The organism is Pseudomonas vancouverensis, from assembly GCF_004348895.1.
Classification (GTDB): domain Bacteria; phylum Pseudomonadota; class Gammaproteobacteria; order Pseudomonadales; family Pseudomonadaceae; genus Aquipseudomonas; species Aquipseudomonas vancouverensis.
This window is the reverse complement of the sequence record NZ_RRZK01000002.1, coordinates 21,228-40,563: the sequence shown is the minus strand read 5'-3', so window position 1 is coordinate 40,563 and position 19,336 is coordinate 21,228. Positions and strand designations below refer to the sequence as shown.

General features: G+C 59.8%; 20 protein-coding genes. 8 read left to right on the top strand and 12 right to left on the bottom strand.

All coding sequences use genetic code 11. The features are described from left to right. Nucleotides 1-114: 114 nt before the first annotated feature. A complete protein-coding gene (locus tag EIY72_RS00360; RefSeq protein ID WP_093225432.1) occupies nucleotides 115-1,446 on the bottom strand; it encodes a putative porin in 1,332 nt (443 codons plus the stop codon). Nucleotides 1,447-1,728: 282 nt separating this feature from the next. On the opposite strand from EIY72_RS00360, the gene EIY72_RS00355 reads away from it, so the two are divergent. Next, on the top strand, nucleotides 1,729-2,853 hold the full coding sequence (locus tag EIY72_RS00355) for a GNAT family N-acetyltransferase (protein ID WP_093230696.1): 1,125 nt from the start codon (nucleotides 1,729-1,731) through the stop codon (nucleotides 2,851-2,853). A 3-nt stretch (nucleotides 2,854-2,856) separates the two neighbouring features. Here EIY72_RS00355 and EIY72_RS00350 read toward each other — a convergent pair whose 3' ends face one another. The 4 genes from EIY72_RS00350 to EIY72_RS00335 form a co-directional block, all read right to left on the bottom strand. Then, nucleotides 2,857-4,689 (bottom strand): ABC transporter ATP-binding protein, encoded by a 1,833-nt coding sequence (locus EIY72_RS00350; protein WP_093225429.1) that lies wholly within the window; start codon nucleotides 4,687-4,689, stop codon nucleotides 2,857-2,859. A 93-nt stretch (nucleotides 4,690-4,782) separates the two neighbouring features. Then, nucleotides 4,783-5,340, bottom strand: a complete 558-nt coding sequence (locus EIY72_RS00345; RefSeq protein ID WP_093225426.1) for a peptidylprolyl isomerase — start codon at nucleotides 5,338-5,340, stop codon at nucleotides 4,783-4,785. Beyond that, entirely contained in the window at nucleotides 5,334-6,149 is an 816-nt protein-coding gene (locus EIY72_RS00340; protein ID WP_093225423.1) for an alpha/beta fold hydrolase, read from the bottom strand. The genes EIY72_RS00345 and EIY72_RS00340 overlap by 7 nt, the downstream gene beginning before the upstream one ends. 14 nt (nucleotides 6,150-6,163) lie before the next feature. Continuing rightward, a complete protein-coding gene (locus tag EIY72_RS00335) occupies nucleotides 6,164-7,087 on the bottom strand; it encodes a PA3225 family LysR-type transcriptional regulator (protein WP_093225420.1) in 924 nt (307 codons plus the stop codon). Between the two features lie 49 nt (nucleotides 7,088-7,136). Between EIY72_RS00335 and EIY72_RS00330 the strand changes: the two genes are divergently transcribed. The 4 genes from EIY72_RS00330 to EIY72_RS00315 all read left to right on the top strand — a co-directional run bounded on the left by EIY72_RS00330 (nucleotide 7,137) and on the right by EIY72_RS00315 (nucleotide 10,441). Then, complete coding sequence (locus tag EIY72_RS00330) at nucleotides 7,137-7,451, top strand: 3-phosphoglycerate kinase (protein ID WP_093225416.1); 315 nt, start codon at nucleotides 7,137-7,139, stop codon at nucleotides 7,449-7,451. 227 nt (nucleotides 7,452-7,678) lie between these two features. Beyond that, nucleotides 7,679-8,278 carry an FMN-dependent NADH-azoreductase gene (locus tag EIY72_RS00325; RefSeq protein WP_093225409.1) on the top strand — a complete coding sequence of 200 codons (600 nt, stop codon included), beginning with the start codon at nucleotides 7,679-7,681 and terminating at the stop codon, nucleotides 8,276-8,278. 342 nt (nucleotides 8,279-8,620) lie between these two features. Continuing rightward, a complete protein-coding gene (locus tag EIY72_RS00320; RefSeq protein ID WP_093225406.1) occupies nucleotides 8,621-9,487 on the top strand; it encodes a carboxylate/amino acid/amine transporter in 867 nt (288 codons plus the stop codon). 105 nt (nucleotides 9,488-9,592) lie between these two features. Then, nucleotides 9,593-10,441, top strand: coding sequence for a mechanosensitive ion channel family protein (locus tag EIY72_RS00315; protein ID WP_093225403.1), 849 nt, complete (start codon nucleotides 9,593-9,595; stop codon nucleotides 10,439-10,441). A 34-nt stretch (nucleotides 10,442-10,475) separates the two neighbouring features. Here the strand turns inward: EIY72_RS00315 and EIY72_RS00310 are convergent, their stop codons facing one another. Next, nucleotides 10,476-11,366, bottom strand: a complete 891-nt coding sequence (locus EIY72_RS00310; RefSeq protein ID WP_093225400.1) for a LysR family transcriptional regulator — start codon at nucleotides 11,364-11,366, stop codon at nucleotides 10,476-10,478. Nucleotides 11,367-11,525: 159 nt separating this feature from the next. On the opposite strand from EIY72_RS00310, the gene EIY72_RS00305 reads away from it, so the two are divergent. Further along, nucleotides 11,526-12,170 carry a hydrolase gene (locus EIY72_RS00305; protein WP_093225397.1) on the top strand — a complete coding sequence of 215 codons (645 nt, stop codon included), beginning with the start codon at nucleotides 11,526-11,528 and terminating at the stop codon, nucleotides 12,168-12,170. A gap of 71 nt (nucleotides 12,171-12,241) precedes the next feature. Here EIY72_RS00305 and EIY72_RS00300 read toward each other — a convergent pair whose 3' ends face one another. Further along, a complete protein-coding gene (locus EIY72_RS00300) occupies nucleotides 12,242-13,540 on the bottom strand; it encodes a mechanosensitive ion channel family protein (RefSeq protein ID WP_093225394.1) in 1,299 nt (432 codons plus the stop codon). 191 nt (nucleotides 13,541-13,731) lie between these two features. On the opposite strand from EIY72_RS00300, the gene EIY72_RS00295 reads away from it, so the two are divergent. Next, a complete protein-coding gene (locus EIY72_RS00295) occupies nucleotides 13,732-15,072 on the top strand; it encodes a DEAD/DEAH box helicase (RefSeq protein ID WP_093225391.1) in 1,341 nt (446 codons plus the stop codon). A 52-nt stretch (nucleotides 15,073-15,124) separates the two neighbouring features. Here EIY72_RS00295 and EIY72_RS00290 read toward each other — a convergent pair whose 3' ends face one another. Both EIY72_RS00290 and EIY72_RS00285 read right to left on the bottom strand, forming a co-directional pair. Then, nucleotides 15,125-15,400: a hypothetical protein gene (locus EIY72_RS00290; RefSeq protein ID WP_093225388.1), complete on the bottom strand. Its 276-nt coding sequence runs from the start codon at nucleotides 15,398-15,400 to the stop codon at nucleotides 15,125-15,127. A gap of 189 nt (nucleotides 15,401-15,589) precedes the next feature. Next, nucleotides 15,590-16,324 carry a DUF899 domain-containing protein gene (locus EIY72_RS00285; RefSeq protein ID WP_093225385.1) on the bottom strand — a complete coding sequence of 245 codons (735 nt, stop codon included), beginning with the start codon at nucleotides 16,322-16,324 and terminating at the stop codon, nucleotides 15,590-15,592. Between the two features lie 189 nt (nucleotides 16,325-16,513). On the opposite strand from EIY72_RS00285, the gene EIY72_RS00280 reads away from it, so the two are divergent. Next, a complete protein-coding gene (locus EIY72_RS00280; RefSeq protein WP_093225382.1) occupies nucleotides 16,514-16,906 on the top strand; it encodes a transcriptional regulator in 393 nt (130 codons plus the stop codon). 67 nt (nucleotides 16,907-16,973) lie between these two features. Here EIY72_RS00280 and EIY72_RS00275 read toward each other — a convergent pair whose 3' ends face one another. The 3 genes from EIY72_RS00275 to EIY72_RS00265 form a co-directional block, all read right to left on the bottom strand. Beyond that, nucleotides 16,974-17,843 carry a DUF6279 family lipoprotein gene (locus EIY72_RS00275; RefSeq protein ID WP_093225379.1) on the bottom strand — a complete coding sequence of 290 codons (870 nt, stop codon included), beginning with the start codon at nucleotides 17,841-17,843 and terminating at the stop codon, nucleotides 16,974-16,976. A 70-nt stretch (nucleotides 17,844-17,913) separates the two neighbouring features. After that, nucleotides 17,914-18,636, bottom strand: coding sequence for a TorF family putative porin (locus EIY72_RS00270; protein WP_093225376.1), 723 nt, complete (start codon nucleotides 18,634-18,636; stop codon nucleotides 17,914-17,916). 204 nt (nucleotides 18,637-18,840) lie between these two features. Beyond that, the gene (locus EIY72_RS00265; RefSeq protein ID WP_015096330.1) at nucleotides 18,841-19,029 is read right to left on the bottom strand and encodes a hypothetical protein; all 189 of its coding nucleotides are present in this window, start codon (nucleotides 19,027-19,029) and stop codon (nucleotides 18,841-18,843) included. Nucleotides 19,030-19,336: the final 307 nt, after the last annotated feature.

Below are 19,336 nucleotides of genomic sequence, written 5' to 3'. Positions count from 1 at the left end.
GGGGGGATAAAAAAACTCGCGTTGATGTATCGGACGGATGATGGGGACCGATACACCAAGGCGAGGCGTGAAACCGGCCCGGGCTTCCTTGCCCGGGTCGTATTGCGGGGTCAATCAGAACTTGGCTTCGGCATCCAGTTGCAGGGTGTTGATGTCGGAGTCTTTCACGCGGATGTTGGCGTTGGTCTGGTCCGAGTTAGCCATGAAGTAGGTGGCGCCCAGGGTGAAGTTCTTGTCCAGCTCGTAGCTCACTTTCAGCTTGCTGCCGCGCGAACCAGTGTAGCCGTTGGCGAAGTCGGAGTCGGTGAAGGCACCCACCACAGCGTTACGCTGTACGTCGCGGTAGTTGTAGTCGATACCAAAGCCGTAGACCTTGGTCTTCACACCGGTCAACCAGCCAGTGTCCTGGTCGTTGCTGGCGTCGGTGTTGTTCACGTACTGGCCGTAGAACGACAACGGTACTGGCAGGTTGGCGATGTCCAGCTGACCGAAGCCTTCGTACAGTTTGAAGGTTTCGTTCGGGCTGTTGCCGTTGACGGCCAGGGCGCATGGCGCAGTAACGGTGCCGGTGGTCGGGCAGGCACTGTTCTTGTCGTTGTCGTAGGAGTAGATACTGCCGCCCACGGTCAGTTTCAAGCTGTCGGTCAGCGCGAAGCGACCACCCAGCTGACCAGCGTACAGACGCAGGTCGTGTTTGAACTGCACGCCTTCGCCGTCGACGTTGTCCTTGAGGGTGTAGTGACCGGCGCTACCGAACAGTTCGGCGCTGCCGTTCAGAGGATACTTGTAGGTAACGGCCAGGCCTTCCGGGTTGATGTCGCTATCCCAGATGATGTCGCCCATGCTCACCCACGGCTGGTTCATCTTGCCGCCAATGATGTGCAGGTTCTTGATCGCGTCAGGGTGGTAGTCAACGTAGCCCTGGTCCAGCCAGATCGATTTCTTGTCGAAGTAGTTGTTCAGGTCCTGGTTGGTGGAACGTGCGTCGTCGTTGCTGCCGGTGGCGATACGGATACCGGTATCGACCTGCGGGTTGATTTCGCTGTACGCGCCCAGACGGGCACGAATACGCTGACGATCCTGGTCCTTGCTGTTCGGCACGGCATCGTTGTGTACGGTTTCTTCACGGAAACGTACATCACCCTTGAACTGGGTCTTGGCGGCCCAGGCGAGTTTCTGGTCGAAGGCGCTCAGAGTGTCGGTTTTCTTCGCGGTGGCTGCGATCTGCTCGTTGGTCTCTTGTTGAGCCTGACGGGCGATTTGCTGGTCTTTCTGATCCCTGGCCAGCTCGGCTTGCAGTTCGGCGTACTGGGAGTTGGTGATAGAGCCGTTAGCCTTGAGCATGTCGAGCAGTTTGGCGTCGACTGCGGCGCTGGCCGGAACGCTCATGGCCAGCAGCAGACCGCCACACAGGGCCGCCGCAGTTTTCGTGGAAGCAAGACGCATATCAATCTCCGAAGATGAAAGGGGATGACTGAGCCATCCGGGGCACAACCGACCGTAAGGGGCGGAAAACAGTGGCCGGGCTATAACCCGGCGCTCTAAAAACAGGCGCCAGTATCGCGATGGTTTATGACAGAGCGGTGGCAATGTGATGTCATGTCGATGACGATACAAAATCGTCCTGAACTATTGAGTTAGAGCACTGTCGTGGAATTGATCGTGTGCGAAGGGCAGCGATAAGCGATACTCGCCGGGTTTCCACGCCGTGAAAGAGTGAGGATGGTGATGCCGTTGCAACGCCTGCAAAGACTGTCAGAAATCCCTGCGCAGGTTTGGGACGCGCTGGTGCCCGAAGCGCAGCCATTTTTGCGTCACGCCTTCCTGAGCGCACTGGAAGACAGCGGCAGCGTCGGCCCCCACACTGGCTGGCAAGCCGAGCATTTGCTGCACATGGAAGGCGAGCGTCTGATCGCTGCGTTGCCCAGCTATCGCAAGTGGCATTCCTACGGTGAGTACGTGTTCGACCACGGCTGGGCGGATGCCTGCGCACGGGCCGGCATCGACTATTACCCGAAATTGTTGACGGCCGTCCCCTTCAGCCCGGTCAGCGGGCCGCGCTTGCTGGCGACCACGCCCGAAGAGGGTTTCGAGTTGCTGGGCAGCCTGCCGGGCTATCTGGAAATCGAGCAGCTCAGCAGCGCGCACATCAATTTCACCGACCCCTTCACTGACGCTGCTCTGAGCGAACAAGCGGGCTGGTTGCAGCGCATTGGCTGTCAATACCACTGGCAGAACCGCGGCTATCGCGATTTCCAGGATTTCCTCGACGCCTTGAGCTCGCGCAAACGCAAACAGATGCGCAAGGAACGTGAACAGGTGGCGGGGCAGGGCTTCGAGTTCGAATGGCTGGAAGGTCGCGAGTTGAGCCAGGCGCAGTGGGACTTCGTGTATGCCTGTTATGCCAACACTTATGCGGTGCGGCGTCAGGCGCCGTACCTGACGCGGGAGTTTTTCAGCCTACTGGCCGAGCGCATGCCGGAATCGATTCGTGTGGTCTTGGCCAAACAAGGCTCACGACCGGTGGCGATGGCCTTCAGCCTGGTGGGTGGCGACAGCTTCTACGGACGCTACTGGGGATGCCTGGCGGAATTTGATCGCCTGCATTTCGAAACCTGCTTCTACCAAGGCATGGACTATGCGATTGCCAACGGTTTCCAGCGTTTCGACGCCGGGGCCCAAGGCGAGCATAAATTGATTCGCGGATTTGAACCTGTGATCACCCACTCCTGGCATTACCTGCGCCACCCTGGATTGAAAGCGGCGGTGAAGGATTTTCTCGAGCAGGAGCGCGTTGGGGTATTGGCTTACGCCGAAGAGGCCAGGTCAGCCCTGCCGTATCGACAGGGCTGAAGATCAATCGATCCCGACGAATCCACCTGTCTGGTGTTGCCACAACCGCGCATACAACCCGCCATGGGCCAGCAGTTCGGCGTGGGTACCGGTTTCGGCGATCTTGCCGTTTTCCAGGACCACCAGGCGATCCATCCGGGCGATGGTCGAGAGCCGGTGGGCGATGGCGATCACGGTCTTGCCCTGCATCAGGGTTTCCAGGCTTTCCTGAATGGCGGCTTCGACTTCCGAATCCAGCGCTGAGGTCGCTTCGTCCATGATCAGGATCGGCGCGTCCTTGAGCAACACCCGGGCGATGGCGATACGCTGACGCTGGCCGCCGGACAGCTTGACCCCGCGTTCGCCGACGTGGGCATCGAAACCCATGCGGCCTTCGGCATCCGACAGTGTCGGGATGAAGCCGTCGGCCCGGGCCTTGTGCACTGCTTCCCAGAGTTCGGCGTCGCTGGCGTCGGGTTTGCCGTACAGCAGGTTGTCGCGGATCGAGCGGTGCAGCAGCGAGGTGTCCTGGGTGATCATGCCGATGCGCTCGCGCAGGCTTTCCTGGCTGACCTCGGCGATGTTCTGGCCGTCGATCAGAATGCGACCGCCTTCGACGTCGTACAGGCGCAACAGCAGGTTCACCAGGGTCGATTTGCCGGCGCCGGACGGGCCGATCAGACCGATTTTCTCGCCGGCCTTGATGGTCAGGTTGAGGTCGCCGATGATCCCGCTCTGCTTGCCGTAGTGAAAATCCACGTGCTCGAAACGCACTTCACCACGGGCTACCGCCAGCGGCTTGGCCTGGTCGCGGTCGGTGACGGAGACCGGTTGCGAGATGGTCTGCAGGCCGTCCTGGACCATGCCGATGTTTTCGAAGATCCCGGTAACCACCCACATGATCCAGCCGGACATGTTGACGATGCGAATCACCAATCCGGTGGCCAGGGCAATCGCACCCACGCTGATCAGTGACTGGGTCCACAACCACAGGGCCAGGCCCGTGGTGCAGACGATCAGCAGGCCGTTCATGCTGGTGATGACCACGTCCATGCTGGTGACCACACGACCGGCCAGTTGCGCCTTTTCGGTCTGTTCCTTGATCGCTTCGCGGGCGTATTGCTGCTCGAAATTGGTGTGGGCAAACAGTTTCAGGGTGGTGATGTTGGTGTAGCCGTCGACAATGCGGCCCATGAGCTTTGAACGCGCGTCGGAGGCCAGCACCGAGCGATCCTTGACCCGTGGCACGAAGTAGTAGAGGGCGGCGATGAAGGCGAAGATCCACGTCAGCAGCGGAATCATCAGGCGCCAGTCGGCTTCGGCAAACAGCACCAGCGAACTGATCGCATAGATCAGCACATGCCACAACGCATCCACGGCCTGCACCGCCGAGTCACGCAGGGAATTGCCGGTTTGCATGATGCGCTGGGCGATGCGCCCGGCGAAGTCGTTCTGGAAAAAATTCAGGCTCTGCTTGAGCACGTAGCTGTGGTTTTGCCAGCGGATCATGCTGGTCATGCTCGGGCTCAGGGTCTGGTGCACCAACAGGTCATGCAGGCCGACGAAAATCGGCCGCAGTACCAGGGCTACGACGACCATCCAGGTCAGCTCGAGGGCGTGTTCGCGGAACAGATTGACGTTCGGCGTGCCTTGGGCCAGGTCGATGATGCGGCTCAGGTAACTGAATAGCGCGACCTCGATCAAGGCCCCGATCAGGCCGACGAACAGCAGGGCGGCGAAGCTCGGCCAGACCTGCTTGAGGTAATAGGTATAGAAGGGGAACACCCGGTCCGGCGGAGACGCCGTGGGTGCGTCGCGGAATACGTCGATCAGTTTTTCAAAGCGGCGATAAAGCATCGGTTTTTCGCCCGCGGGCGGGCTCTCCTTTAAACGGTTTGAGCGTTGCCGGTATAACCGGCAACGGCTCGGACATCCTTGTCCAGCTTAGTCTCAGTCGATCCGTTTGGCCGACTTGATGAACACCGGATCGGCCGGCACGTCTTTCATGCCGTTGCGCACGGTGGTCGGCGAATTGACGATGATGTCGACCACATCCATGCCTTTGACCACTTTGCCGAACACGGCGTAACCATCACCCTGGTCGAGGAAATCGTTGTCCTTGACGTTGATGAAGAACTGGCTGGTGGCCGAATCCGGATCGGAGGTGCGCGCCATCGACAAGGTGCCGCGAACGTTGACCAGACCGTTCTTGTGCTCGTTCTTGATCGGGGCCTTGGTTTCTTTCTGCTGCATTTGCTGAGTGAAACCACCGCCCTGAACCATGAAGCCCGGGATCACACGGTGGAAAATCGTGTTGTTGTAGAAGCCGCTGTCGACGTACTGGAGAAAGTTCTTGGTGCTGTTGGGCGCCTTGACCGGGTCCAGTTCGATTTCGATCTGGCCGTTGGTGGTGTCCAGCAATACGTGCGGCGCTTTTTCCGGCGTCGCAGCCATCAGGTTGGCGGCAAACAGAACGGAGCCGGCGGCGAGGGCGATTTTTTTCAGCATGGGTCAGGGATCCTGATTGGAGTGGTATCAACTGCGCTGAGAAACTCGAGCAGTGTCTGGTTGAAGCGTTCGGGCTGGTCCAGCGGCGTGGCGTGACGGGAATCGGCGATCACCACCAGCCGCGCATCGGGCAGCAGTTTTACGTAGTTTTCCTTCAGCGAGACCGGGGTGTAGTCACGGTCGGCGCTGACGATGAGGGTTGGACAGGACACTCGCGAAAGTCGTTCCTGAACACCCCAGCCGACAATGGCATTGAAGCTGGCGAGATAAGCATGTTTGTCGTTTTTTGCCCAGCGCTCGGCCATTTTTTCTCGCAGATCGGCTTGCTCGGGCTTGGGAAACAGCTTGCCGCCCAGCGCTTTGCCGATGGTACGCAGGCTCAGTGCATGCATCAGGCTCCAGCGCTTGAACCACTGCCAGTAGTCGTCGCGACTGCGCAACTTGACCTCGGGCGCGCTGTTGACGATGCACAGGCTCCTGAGCAGTTGCGGCTGATCCACAGCCAGTTGAAAACCGATCATCCCGCCCATCGACAGGCCCACATAATGTACCGGGCCGAGGTTCAAGTGTTCGATCAGGGCGACCAGGTCGGCGCTGAAGCCGGCAATGCTGTAGCGCTCCCGGGGTTTGTCGGAGCGGCCGTGACCGCGTACATCCGCGACGATCACCCGGTAGCGGCTGGCCAGGGCCGGGATCTGCTTTTCCCAGTCCAGAGTGCTGGAACCGAGCCCGTGGACCAGCAGCAGCGGCGTGCCGTGGCCGTATTCCTCATAGTGCAGGTTGCAACCTTCGTGTTCGAAATAGGCCATGCGTACACTCCTTGTCAGGCTTGTTCAGGGGCGGCAAACGGCGCGTCCAGCGGCGCGGTGTCAAAGGTGCGCAGCAGCTCGATGAGAATCTGCGTGGCTGGCCCCAGGGGTTTGTCCTTGTTCGAGTACAGGTAAAAACTCGGGTTGCGGCTGCCGCCCTGGTCCAACGGTAGCAGCTTGAGCGTGCCTTCTCGCAGCTCCCGTTCGATCAGGTGGCGCGGCAGCCAGGCGAAGCCCAGGCCACTGCTGACGAAGGTGGCGGCGGTGGCCAGGCTGCCGACGGTCCAGCGCTGTTCGGCGCCGAGCCAGCCGACGTCCCGTGGTTGCTGGCGACCGGAGTCGCGGATCACCACCTGCATCTGGCTTTCCAGGTCCTGGAAGTTCAGTTCGCGATTCAGGCGGTGCAGCGGGTGTTCAGGGTGGGCGACCGCGACGAATTCGACGTCGCTCAATTCCGCGCCCAGATAACCGGGAATGCTCAAACCGGTGATGGCCAGGTCGGCGACGCCTTCGAGCAACACTTCTTCCACGCCCGACAATACTTCCTCGCGCAGGCGCACCCGGCAGCCACGGCTTTGCGGCATGAACGCGGTCAGGGCGCGGACGAGACGGGCGCTAGGGTAAGCGGCGTCGACCACCAGGCGTACTTCGGCTTCCCAGCCCTGTTCCATGTGATGGGCGAGGTCTTCGAGCTGGCTGGCCTGTTTCACCAGTTGCCGCGAGCGACGCAACAACACGCCGCCGGCTTCGGTCAGCACAGCCTTGCGCCCGTCGATTCGCAGCAACGGCACGCCGAGCTGGTCCTGCATGCGCGCCACGGTATAGCTGACCGACGATTGCGAGCGGTGCAACGCTTCGGCGGCCTGGGCGAAACCACCGTGATCGACCACGGCCTGCAGCGTTCGCCATTGATCAAGGGTCACGCGGGGCGCTTTCATGTTGAGCTCCTCTTGTCCTAAGCTGGCGGCCCCTAATGGAGGCTGCCGAATGAAAAAGTTGTGTTGTGCGTTGCTGGCGATGTTGCCGCTGACCGCGTTTGCTTATCCGATCGATGTGCAGAAAAACCTCAACGGCATGAAGATCGACTACGAAACCTATGCCACCGACAGCGACATCGGCTCCATTCAGGTGGCGAACTACGGCGATGTCGATGCCGATTGCAAGGCGGTCTTCAGCAATGGCCCGGAAGCGCCGCGCACCCGCAAACTCGAAGTGCCGGCCGGCAAACACAAGAATGTCACGGCCAAATTCAGCCGGGACATCATCAAGCTGCGCATCGTGCTGACCTGCACACCGAAATAACGCTTTCCCCTGTAGGAGCGAGCCTGCTCGCGATGGTGTGTCAGTCACAGGTGTTGCCACTGACTCACCGCATCGCGAGCAGGCTCGTTCCCACATGAGGGGCATGGGTTGCTTATAAACGAATTTATTGATGGGTTATAGCAGTTATTTGCGCTTTTTCATCGATACGACTCTGTTTAACCTTCACTCCATCGACTTACAGCATTCTCAGATGGAGGCTACAGCCCATGTCCCGCGTTCTGATCATCGAAAGCAGTGCCCGTCAGCAAGACTCGGTATCCCGTCAACTGACCCAGACCTTCATCAGTCAGTGGAAAGCTGCACACCCCAATGACCAGATCACCGTCCGTGACCTGGCCGTGAACCCGGTACCGCACCTGGACATCAACCTGCTGGGTGGCTGGATGAAGCCTGCCGAGCAGCGCAGCGACATCGAGCAGCTTTCCCTGGAACGCTCCAATCAGCTGACTGACGAGTTGCTCGCCGCCGATGTGCTGGTCATGGCCGCGCCCATGTACAACTTCGCGATCCCCAGCACCCTGAAAGCCTGGCTCGACCATGTGCTGCGTGCCGGTGTGACCTTCAAGTACACCGAAACCGGCCCGCAAGGCCTGCTCAACGGCAAGCGCGCCTACGTGCTGACCGCTCGCGGCGGTATCTACGCCGGCAGCACCGCCGATCACCAGGAACCGTACCTGCGCCAGGTCATGGGCTTCATCGGCATCCATGACGTGACCTTTATTCACGCCGAGGGCATGAACCTGGGCGGCGACTTCCAGGAGAAAGGCCTCAACCAGGCCAACGCCCGGCTTTCTCAAGTGGCTTGATATGTTAATCGTCAGATAATCGCTGGATGGTCTAGTGACCTGGCGCAACCCTTCAAGCCTGTACGCGCATCGAACCTCCCTTTGCACTTGTTGCTCCTGAGTGCTGTAGCCCGATTGAACGCTTTAGCGAGATCGGGCTTTTTTTTGCCTGTAATTCAAGCTGCTGTACAAGACCTGCAGGAGCCGTCTTGCTGGTGATATCCGAGTGTCAGTCAACGATGATGTTTGCAGGAAATAACGCTATTGCCAGCAAGCCGGCTCCTCCAGTGATTTGTATTGTTTGAGGGTTCGCGATAACCGGCAAAACCCGCTATCTTCGCCGCCATTCAAAACGAGGCGAGCATGGGCTATCTACTTTTTGTCACGCTGATCCAGGCGTTTTCCTTCAGTTTGATCGGCGAGTACCTGGCCGGTCATGTCGACAGTTATTTTGCCGTGCTGGTGCGCGTGTTGCTGGCGGGGCTGGTGTTCATTCCGCTGACCCGCTGGCGCTCGGTGGAGCCGGCGTTCATGCGTGGCATGCTGCTGATCGGTGCCTTGCAGTTCGGCGTGACTTACGTCTGCCTGTACCTGAGCTTTCGCGTACTCACCGTGCCGGAAGTGCTGCTGTTCACCATCCTCACGCCGCTGCACGTGACCCTGATTGAAGACGCATTGAACCGGCGCTTCAATCCGTGGGCGCTGGTGGCGGCACTGGTGGCTGTGGCGGGCGCGGCGGTGATTCGCTATGACCGGATCAACCCGGACTTCTTCATGGGTTTCCTGCTGCTGCAACTGGCCAACTTCACCTACGCCGCCGGGCAAGTGCTGTACAAGCACCTGGTCGCACGCCATCCAAGTGATCTGCCGCATTACCGGCGCTTCGGTTACTTCTACCTCGGCGCTTTGGCGGTAGCGTTGCCGGCGTTCCTGCTGTTCGGCAAACAGAACTTCCTGCCCGAGGCGCCGCTGCAATGGGGCGTGCTGCTGTTCCTTGGCCTGGTTTCGACCGCATTGGGGCTGTACTGGTGGAACAAGGGCGCCTGCCTGGTGAACGGCGGGACACTGGCGGTGATGAACAATCTGCACGTACCGGTCGGGCTTTTGCTCAATTTGCTGATCTGGAATCAGCATGAAGAGTTGGGGCGACTGTTGCTCGGAGGGGCAGTGATCCTGGGGGCGGTGTGGATCAGTCGTTTGGGTGTACGCAAGTCTTTGGCGCCGGCCTGAGCCACGCAAAGCGGGGGCATTGATACCCTGCAGCCTGCCGACTGGCGGGCCGCAGGGGCTGTGCTAGTGTTCTGGAGACCCCATCATCTCCTATGAGCCCTTGCCATGGACGAGTCCATTGTTGGCGTGACAACCGCGAAGTTCAACGCGCTGGTCGCGACGGTACAAGTGTACGGTGCCGCTTTTGCGGTGAAGATTCTGACCGCCATCGCCTTCTGGATCGTCGGGCGCTGGCTGATCGGTTTTGCGGTCGGCATGGTCCAGCGCGCGCTGTCCAAACAGAAGGTCGACCCGACCGTCCTGCGTTATGTGGGATCGGCCATTACCGTGACCCTGAACATCATTCTGGTGATCGGTATCCTCGGTTACCTGGGGATGCAGACGACCACTTTCGCTGCGCTGCTCGCGGCGGTCGGTCTGGCGATCGGCATGGCCTGGTCGGGGTTGCTGGCCAATCTGGCCGCCGGCGCTTTCATTATCGTGTTGCGCCCGTTCAAGGTCGGTGACTTCATCTGCGCAGGCGGGGTCACCGGGACGGTCACCGAGATCGGCCTTTTTGCCACCGCGATCAATACCCCGGACAACGTGCTGACCCTGGTCGGTAACAACAAGATTTTCAGCGACAACATCCAGAACTTCACCCACAACCCGTTCCGCCGTGTCGAACTCAAGGCACAGCTGTCCGGTGCAACCGACTGGAAGGCCGCAGCAGCCTTGCTCAAGCAACAGATTGCGGCGATCCCCAATGTGCTCGCCGAGCCGGCGGTGGACGTTGAGATCCTGGAATTCAACCTGGTCGGTCCGGTGTTGGCGGTGCGGCCTTACTGCCACAACGAGCACTATTGGCAGGTTTATTTCGACACCAACCGCACCATCAAGGACGCCCTTGGCGAAGCCGGTTTCCCGGCGCCGATGCCGACGCAGACGGTCATCGTCCAACAGCCCGCCAGCTGAACTGCAAGTGCCCGGCAGGTGACTGCCGGGCGCTTCAATCTTTCTCGGCCAACTGTGCCACCAGAAATTCGATGAAAGTCCGGGTCTTTTGCGGCACCCGACGTGCCGAAGGGTAAACGGCGTTGATCGTGATCGCCGGCGCCTGCCATTCGCACATCACCGGCATCAGCCGACCGGCCGCCAGCGCCTCTTCGACGATGAAATTGGGCAGCAGGGCGATGCCCATGCCGGCCTCGGCCGCCTGGGCGAGCAGGTCGCCATTATTGGCGTGCAGAGGACCTGTGACGTTGACCCGTTGGGTTTCCTTGCCGTTGCACAACTGCAGGCTGACGCCACTTTGCAGGTACCCGTAATTGAGGCACTGATGGTTGCGCAAGTCCTGCGGGACCTGCGGCGTGCCCGCACGTGCCAGATACTCAGGGGACGCCACCATGATCCGTGGCGCTGGTGCCAACTGCCGGGCAACCATGGTCGAGTCCGGCAGGCTGGCGATGCGAATGGTCACGTCAAACCCACCCCGCACCGGATCGACCTGCTGGTCGCTGAGCACCAGTTGTAGCTCGATGTTCGGATGTTGTTCATGGAACAGCGGAATCAACGGCCCCAGCCGACGCAAGCCGAATGACATCGGCGCGTTGACCCGCAACACCCCACGCAACTCGCCAATGCCATTGCGCGCCCGCTGTTCGGCCTCGTCCAGTGCTGCCAGCACTTCCCGTGCGGCGTCGAAATACTCGGCCCCGGCCTCGGTCAGGTGCAGGCTGCGGGTGGTGCGTTGCAGCAATTGAACGCCAATGGCGTCCTCCAGCGCCTGAATCTGCTTGCTGACTTTTGAACGGGGCACGTCCATGGCCCTGGCGGCCGCGGAAAATCCGTTCTCGCCGACTGTGACGACGAAGGCGCGCATGCATTCGATGCGATCCATTATTGTCCCTATTTTAGAATCAATGATTCTCGATTTTAGGTAATTGTCCCTTTTGTGGCCAGCCCCTAAAGTGACATCCAAGCCGACGACAACGCCACTCACGGCGAGTCGACTGACCCTCAACTCACTTGAAATAAACGACATCAAAAGGAACGCGCCATGTCTATCCGTGAACTGCTCAACCCAACCAACTCCGCCCTGATCCTGATCGACCACCAGCCGCAAATGGCGTTCGGCGTGCAGTCGATCGACCGTCAGACCCTGAAGAACAACACCGTGGGCCTGGCCAAGGCGGCGAAGATCTTCAACGTGCCGACCATCTACACCTCGGTCGAAACCGAGAGCTTCAGTGGTTACATCTGGCCCGAGTTGCTGGCGGTGCACCCGGAGCAAAAGCCGATCGAGCGCACCTCGATGAACTCCTGGGAAGACAAGGCGCTGGTGGATGCGGTGAAAGCCACCGGCCGCAAGAAGTTGATCATTGCCGCACTGTGGACCGAGGTCTGCCTGACCTTCCCGGCGCTGGAAGCCCTGGCCGAAGGCTACGAGGTGTACATCGTGACCGACGCATCCGGCGGCACCAGCAAGGAAGCCCACGACATGTCGGTGCAGCGCATGATCCAGGCCGGTGCGGTGCCGGTGACCTGGCAGCAGGTCCTGCTCGAATACCAGCGTGACTGGGCGCACAAGGACACGTACGAGGCGGTGTTGGAGCTGGTTCTGGAGCACAGCGGCGCGTACGGCATGGGCGTGGATTACGCCTACACCATGGTGCACAAGGCACCGCAGCGGCAGATCAAGTAATCCGTAACTTCAGAGGTAAATACAATGCCTGTGGGAACGACGCACCGTCGCTCCCACAGGTTTTTGTCGCCTTACATCAAGCGTTTTTCCTGTTCGGGCAGACTGCTCGCCCCCAGCACCGCCGGCAGTATCCCGGCACGCAAGTCCGTCCCGCTCGGTTGCTGATACAGGCTCAGGCCGAACTCCGGCAGCACCGCCAGCAAGTAATCGAAAATATCCCCCTGAATCCGCTCGTAATCGGCCCACGCCGTGGTGCGGGTAAAGCAGTAGATTTCCAATGGGATACCCTGGGCCGTGGTCTGCATCTGGCGCACCATGCAGGTCATGTTCGGCTGGATGTCCGGGTGACTCTTCAGATACGCCAGCGCATAGGCGCGGAAGGTGCCGATGTTGGTCATGCGGCGACGGTTGGCGGACATGGCCGCGACGTTGCCCTGGGCCTCGTTCCAGGCTTTGAGTTCGGCCTGCTTGCGCGTCATGTAGTCGCTGAGCAAACGCACCTGGGAGAGTTTCTGTTCTTCCTCGTCGCGCAGGAAGCGCACGCCGCTGGCGTCGATGTACAGGCTGCGCTTGATGCGGCGGCCGCCGGACTGCTGCATGCCGCGCCAGTTCTTGAACGACTCGGACATCAGCCGCCAGGTCGGGATCGAGACGATGGTCTTGTCGAAGTTCTGCACCTTGACCGTGTGCAGGGTGATGTCCACCACATCGCCGTCGGCGCCGACCTGGGGCATTTCGATCCAGTCGCCGACCCGCAGCATGTCGTTGCTGGTCAACTGCACGCTGGCGACGAACGACAGCAGGGTGTCCTTGTAGACCAACAGAATCACCGCCGACATTGCACCCAGACCGGAGAGCAGCAACAGCGGCGAGCGGTCGATCAGGGTGGCAACAATGATGATGGCACCGAACACGTACAGGACCATTTTCGCCAGTTGCACGTAGCCCTTGATCGAGCGAGTGCGGGCGTGCTCGGTGCGCGCATAGATGTCCAGCAGGGCGTTGAGCAGGGCGCTGACGGTCAGCAGCAGGAACAGGATGGTGAAGGCCAGTGCGACGTTGCCGAGGAAGTTCTGCGCGGTGTTGCTCAGTTCCGGCACCAGCTTCAGGCCGAACTGGATCACCAGTGAAGGCGTGATTTGCGCCAGGCGATGAAACACCTTGTTGTGCAGGAAGTCGTTGATCCAGTGCAGGGCCGGTTGGCGGCCGAGTATGCGGGCGCCGTGCAGCACCAGGTAGCGCGCCACTCGTCCGAGGACCAGGGCGATGGTCAGCAGCAGTATCAGCGCCAGACTGGAATACACCAGCGGGTGCTGATCGAGGGCACCCCAAAGGGCTTGGACGTTGAGCCAGAGCTGTTTGATATCCATGGGTGAAGGGATTCTTCTGTGGGATGCGACTGACGATTAGAGCATTTATGACGCTTTGTATTGTGTTCGATGTCAAACCGGGCAACAAAAAAGCCACTGTTTAGTGCCATTTGCACAAAGAAACTCGGCCTGAGCGCTCGAAACCGTTACCCTATGCAGCTGTTTTTTTGCATTTCTTCGAGGTAGCACCCGTGTTTTCCCAATTCGCCCTGCACGAACGCCTGCTTAAAGCCGTGGACGAGCTTAAATTTGTCGAGCCTACGCCTGTGCAAGCCGCGGCAATTCCGCTGGCGCTCCAGGGGCGTGACCTGCGGGTGACGGCGCAAACCGGTAGCGGCAAGACCGCTGCTTTCGTCCTGCCGATCCTCAACCGTCTGATCGGCCCGGCGAAAATCCGTGTGAGCATCAAGACGCTGATCCTGCTGCCGACCCGCGAACTGGCCCAGCAGACCCTGAAGGAAGTCGAGCGCTTCTCGCAATTCACCTTCATCAAGTCCGGCCTGATCACCGGTGGTGAAGACTTCAAGGTGCAGGCCGCGATGCTGCGTAAGGTGCCGGACATCCTGATCGGTACACCGGGGCGGATGATCGAGCAACTCAACGCCGGCAACCTCGACCTGAAAGAAGTGGAAGTACTGGTCCTCGACGAAGCCGACCGCATGCTCGACATGGGCTTTGCCGAAGATGTACAGCGCCTTGTTGACGAGTGCACCAACCGTCAGCAGACCATGCTGTTCTCCGCCACCACCGGCGGTTCTGGCCTGCGCGAGATGGTTGCCAAGGTCCTGAACAACCCGGAGCACCTGCAACTCAACGCGGTCAGCCAGCTGAACGAAACTACCCGTCAGCAAATCATCACCGCTGACCACAACCAGCACAAAGAACAGATCGTCAACTGGCTGTTGGCCAACGAGACCTATCAGAAGGCCATCGTCTTCACCAACACCCGTGCCATGGCCGATCGCATCTACGGCCGCCTGGTGGCGCAGGAGTACAAGGCGTTCGTCCTGCACGGCGAGAAAGACCAGAAGGATCGCAAGCTGGCGATCGACCGCCTGAAGCAGGGCGGCGTGAAAATCCTCGTGGCGACAGACGTAGCCGCGCGCGGCCTGGATGTCGACGGCCTGGACCTGGTGATCAACTTCGACATGCCCCGCAGCGGTGACGAATACGTGCACCGCATCGGCCGTACCGGCCGTGCCGGCAACGATGGCCTGGCCATCTCGCTGATCTGCCACGGCGACTGGAACCTGATGTCGAGTATCGAGCGCTATCTCAAGCAGAGCTTCGAGCGCCGCACCATCAAGGAAGTCAAAGGCACCTACAGCGGACCGAAGAAGGTCAAGGCTTCGGGCAAGGCTGTCGGCGTGAAGAAGAAAAAGACCGACGCCAAGGGTGACAAGAAGAAAACCGCCGCCAAGACCCCGACCAAGCGCAAGAGCGCCAATCGGCCGAAGAGCGACTCGCTGGTGAGCAAGGATGGCATGGCGCCGCTCAAGCGCCGCAAGCCGGAAGCGCCAGCGGCCGAGTAAGTCGCCCCAGGCAACCCAAGAAAAACCCGGACTTGTCCGGGTTTTTTGGTTTTCAGCCTTCGGTCTTTTTCTCTGCGCTGTCCAACTCTTTCAGGCGCTGATCGATCAACTGGCACTTGTCCGGCAGGTCCTTGGCGGCGGTGCCGAGGTCCATCTTCTGCAACTCGTCGTTGATTTCCTTGGCCTTGGTCGGGTTTTGCTTGGTGAGCTGGGTGACTCGCTGGGCCAATTCTTCGCGCTTTTGCGTGGCTTCCTCCGGCGTGCAGGCCCAGGCGGGCAGGGCGCAGACTAAGGTCGCGGCGAGGGTGAGCTTGATCAGGGTTTTCATCGGGGCAGGCCTCAGTTCCGGTTAAGGCGGTTACCCGGTTGAGCGCTGGGCTGGGCGAAAAGTTCAGTGTTGCTGTTTAGTCAGGACTCCATCGCGAGCACACTCCTGCATCGTGCATGGCATCCATATCCAGGCACGATCCCTGTGGGAGCGAGCTTGCTCGCGATGGCCGCGACTTGGCGCAGGGGCTTATCCCCCATGACAGCAGCTCGATTTCTCCCCCTCGTCATATTTGTCGTGGTGCCGCACCCATTCCATGATTTCCTCTTCATTGCGGCCCTTGGGCGCCAGGTCCAGGTAGTTGTAGGCACCGACCAGCAAGTCCAGACCCCGGGCATAGGCGGAGTAGGTGTGGAAAATCTCGCCTTTGTCGTTGCGATAAAACACGCTGAGGCCGGGGAGTTCTTCTTCTGCGCCGTCAGACTTTTCGTAGTTGTAGGTGGCTTTGCCGGCCGCGACATCTTCTGCTCGGGCACTGACGCCGAAGTCATAGTTGAAATCGCTTCCGGCGGATGACACCCAATCGAACTTCCAGCCCATACGCCGCCTGAAGGCCTGGAACTCGGCGAACGGCGCGTGGGACACCGCCACCAGCGCGATGTCGTGGTGGGCCAGGTGCTGGTTGGCTCCGTCGATGTGATCCGAGAGAAACGAGCAGCCGGGACAGCCTTCGTCCCAGCCCTTGGCAAACATGAAGTGATAGACGATTAACTGGCTGCGACCGCCAAATAGATCCGCCAGGGTCAATGGGCCGTTGGGTCCCTGGAAGCGGTAGTCCTTGTCGACTTTCACCCAGGGCAGCGCACGACGTTCGGCGCTGAGTTTGTCCCGTTCCCGGGTGAAGGCTTTTTCGCGAGCCAGGTGTTGTTTGCGGGCGGTGATCCATTCTTCCCGGGACACGACGGGATGATTCTGTATGTTCATGATGTGTTCTCCTGCAGAGTGCGGGGAGTTGACTGACACAGGTTAGTCGTTCGCCCTGCGCTCCATTCGACAGACCGCTAGTCGGTCACTCACAGAACCTCGGCTGAACGGCTGCCGAGCACGCCGGTCACAACTTGTAAGGCCTGCTGCACGGGCATTCACCACACGGGCACCGGAGGTTGAATCAGGATGACGACTTATAACTGGGACTTGATCGAGCGCTTGTTGCACGAAGTGCAGAACAGCGCTGGCCACAGCTTCACGCCGCGTCCATACGCTGAACAGCATGCGGCGCAAAAAGCCGCGGAAGGCGAGCCGATCGGCAACCTCGACCATTTGAAGGCCGTGGCGGACGAGTATGAAAAATTGCTGCTGCAGCGCGGCTATATCGAACCGAGACCGCAAGAAGAGGGCGGCACGGGTACCAACTACGTACTGACCCAAAGGGGCTCGAGCTTGTTGAGCCTGCTCGATAGCAGCATCCCGGGTAATGATCATCCACGGCAGGTGTTGGATGAGCAGGCCGATGCGCTGGATGAGTCGACCTTTGATAAGGTGGCGTCGGAGGCGAAAATCGCCTGACCTAACGCTAATGCCTTTGTTTTGTGGGAGCGAGCTTGCTCGCTCCCACATGGAATTGGCGTTGCCTTTAGGCCTGTTTTGCGGCCTTCAGGCATTTCAGGTCGCTGAAATCCTTTCTCACCCCTTCGATTTTTTTCAGCAGTCTTGCACGCTGATCCGCCGTGCTTTGCGCCATCAGGTCGACGAACAGCGCACGTGCCTGTGCCTCGGTGTTGGCAAACGCCTGCCGATAGGCCGGTGTCCATAAACTCTCGCGATTGACCAGCAGTGTCTCTATTCGCTGTGGGAAATCTGGACTCTGACGCTGGGCAACGGCCGCGCTAAACAGCTTCTGCCAGTGCACGCGGTTGGCGATCCATTGCGTATTCTGCTCGCCCAGTGTGGTCGACCATGCCGTGACCCGTTGTTGCTGAGCCGTATTGAGCGGGCCAAGCCAGTCGGTCAGGCGCTTTTGCATGCGTTCGTCGCGCTCTTTGATCTGCTGGGCCAAGGAGGGTTTGAGGTATTCCTCTTCGCGTTTGCGCTGATCCTTGGCAAACGCCTCGTTCATTTCGGCGACTTGTTGGTCGTTCAGGCCTTGCAGCAGTTCGACGGCAGACGGGGTGATTTCCCGCGCGGTCTCGGCAATCGCCTGTTTGGCTTCTGCCGTGCGCGCCTGCAACGCAGCGTCGGTGACCTGATTACTGGCGATCATCCCTTGCAGGCGGTCGAGCCAATCAAGGTAACCGGGCATTTGCGTGGTGCAGTGCCAGCTCAGGTGCTCCTTGAGGCGTTCGTTGAGCCAGTTTTTCTGCTCGCCGTTGATGTCCAGGTAATCGCTGAGCGTCCAGGGAATGATCACATCCAGGTGGCGGTAAGCCAGGCCCATGCGGCTGCACGCGCCAAGCGCCAGGGCGAAGGTCAGCATGAGGGCGATACGTTTGAGCCAGCGGTACATGAGCCGATCCTTGCGAAAGCCTGCTTCGGGTTCTCTTGTGAACGCAGGATGGGCCCGGCAGTTCAGCCGATCAATAGAAGGCGCGTTCGGCCTTGAGGGTCACCAGCCCGTCACACTGGCTGTTATGCCCGACGTAGGCCGAACAATCGCTGCCGCTCAGGCTGGAGTCGCTGTAGATCAGGTTGAGGTCGATGCCCATGAAGGGACGGGACAGTTTCAGCGACCAATCGGTAAAACTTCCGACATAACCGCCGTCCACCGCCACCGGCGCGTTGAACCGGTGAGTGGTGTATTTCATGCTGACGCCGATGCCGAACGGCTGGTTGCCGCTCAGGTCAGCGAACAGCGTGCTGTTGCGTTTGTCCGGGTCATTGCTCAGGGCGACGCCGAAACGGCTGCCGAGCAGGGTCAGGCCCCCAAACACTTCCTGGCTGTCGAGGGTGTCCACTTCCGGGTAGCTGTAATGGATCATGCCGACTTCGTAGCCCAGGGTTTGGTCGAAGGGTTGTTTGAAGCCTGCGTAGGAATCGATTTCGAGGTTGTTCCCGGGGCTGATACCCAGGCTCGGCGACCATTGGCCTACGTAAAAACCACTGTCGTGGGCGAGGTCCAGGCCACCGTGGAAGGAGCCGGCAGCTGAGGGTTTGACCAGGCCCTGAGCCATGCTGCGGCTGGGGCTGGTGCCGAGCTTCAGGTCGAAGCCGCCCAGATCGCGCTGCAGGAGTTGTGCCTGGCCCGCAGGACTCATCAGCAGGCTGGCCAGGGGTATCAATAAACAGAAAAAATGGCGCATGCGTCACTCCTTGAGTAGCGAGGGCAGGCGATCGACCTGCTGAAACGCTTGATCCAGACGCGTGCAAGGATACCGACGAATGATCGGCAGCGAGGGCCGTTCGTCGATTTTCAACAGATTGTTGAAGGAGGAGGGTGTTGCGGGGGTTCCAGTCCAAGCGCTTCGAGGCTCAAAGCGCTTAAAGACCAGGAGACGCGAAGGGTATTACTTTTTGCCCAGGGTGATCTGCTTGGACGGGCCGAACGTCTGGCCGCTGACGCCTTTGGCAATTTGCTGGATTTCACCGCCGGACTTGAGGAACGCAGCGATCTGGCTGTTGATCGACTCGCTGGTTTCAACGGCTGGAGCTGGCTTTGCTTTGCTGGTGGATGCTTTTACGCGCATGGCGGCCATTAACCTGTAGAAAATTAACTTGGCCAGGCATCGTACAGGAAATAGCCAGTCATTGCTTGGCAAATATCCCCTGAATATTATCGTCGCGATAGCCTAATTGATCGCTGATTATTATTCGAAGCAGGGCTCTAAGTCGCTGTTTTAACTAAGAACATTGCCGGTGAAATTTGCCGCCGGCGGGCGCTCGACACTGGCGTAAATGCCCGTATCGGTCTGACGAGCGGGCGCGTGCCCGACGCAAACCCGGAAAAATCAGGGCCTTCAAGGGATTTTCTCGCGCCGCCCGGCCAACCGCCGAACCTGACGC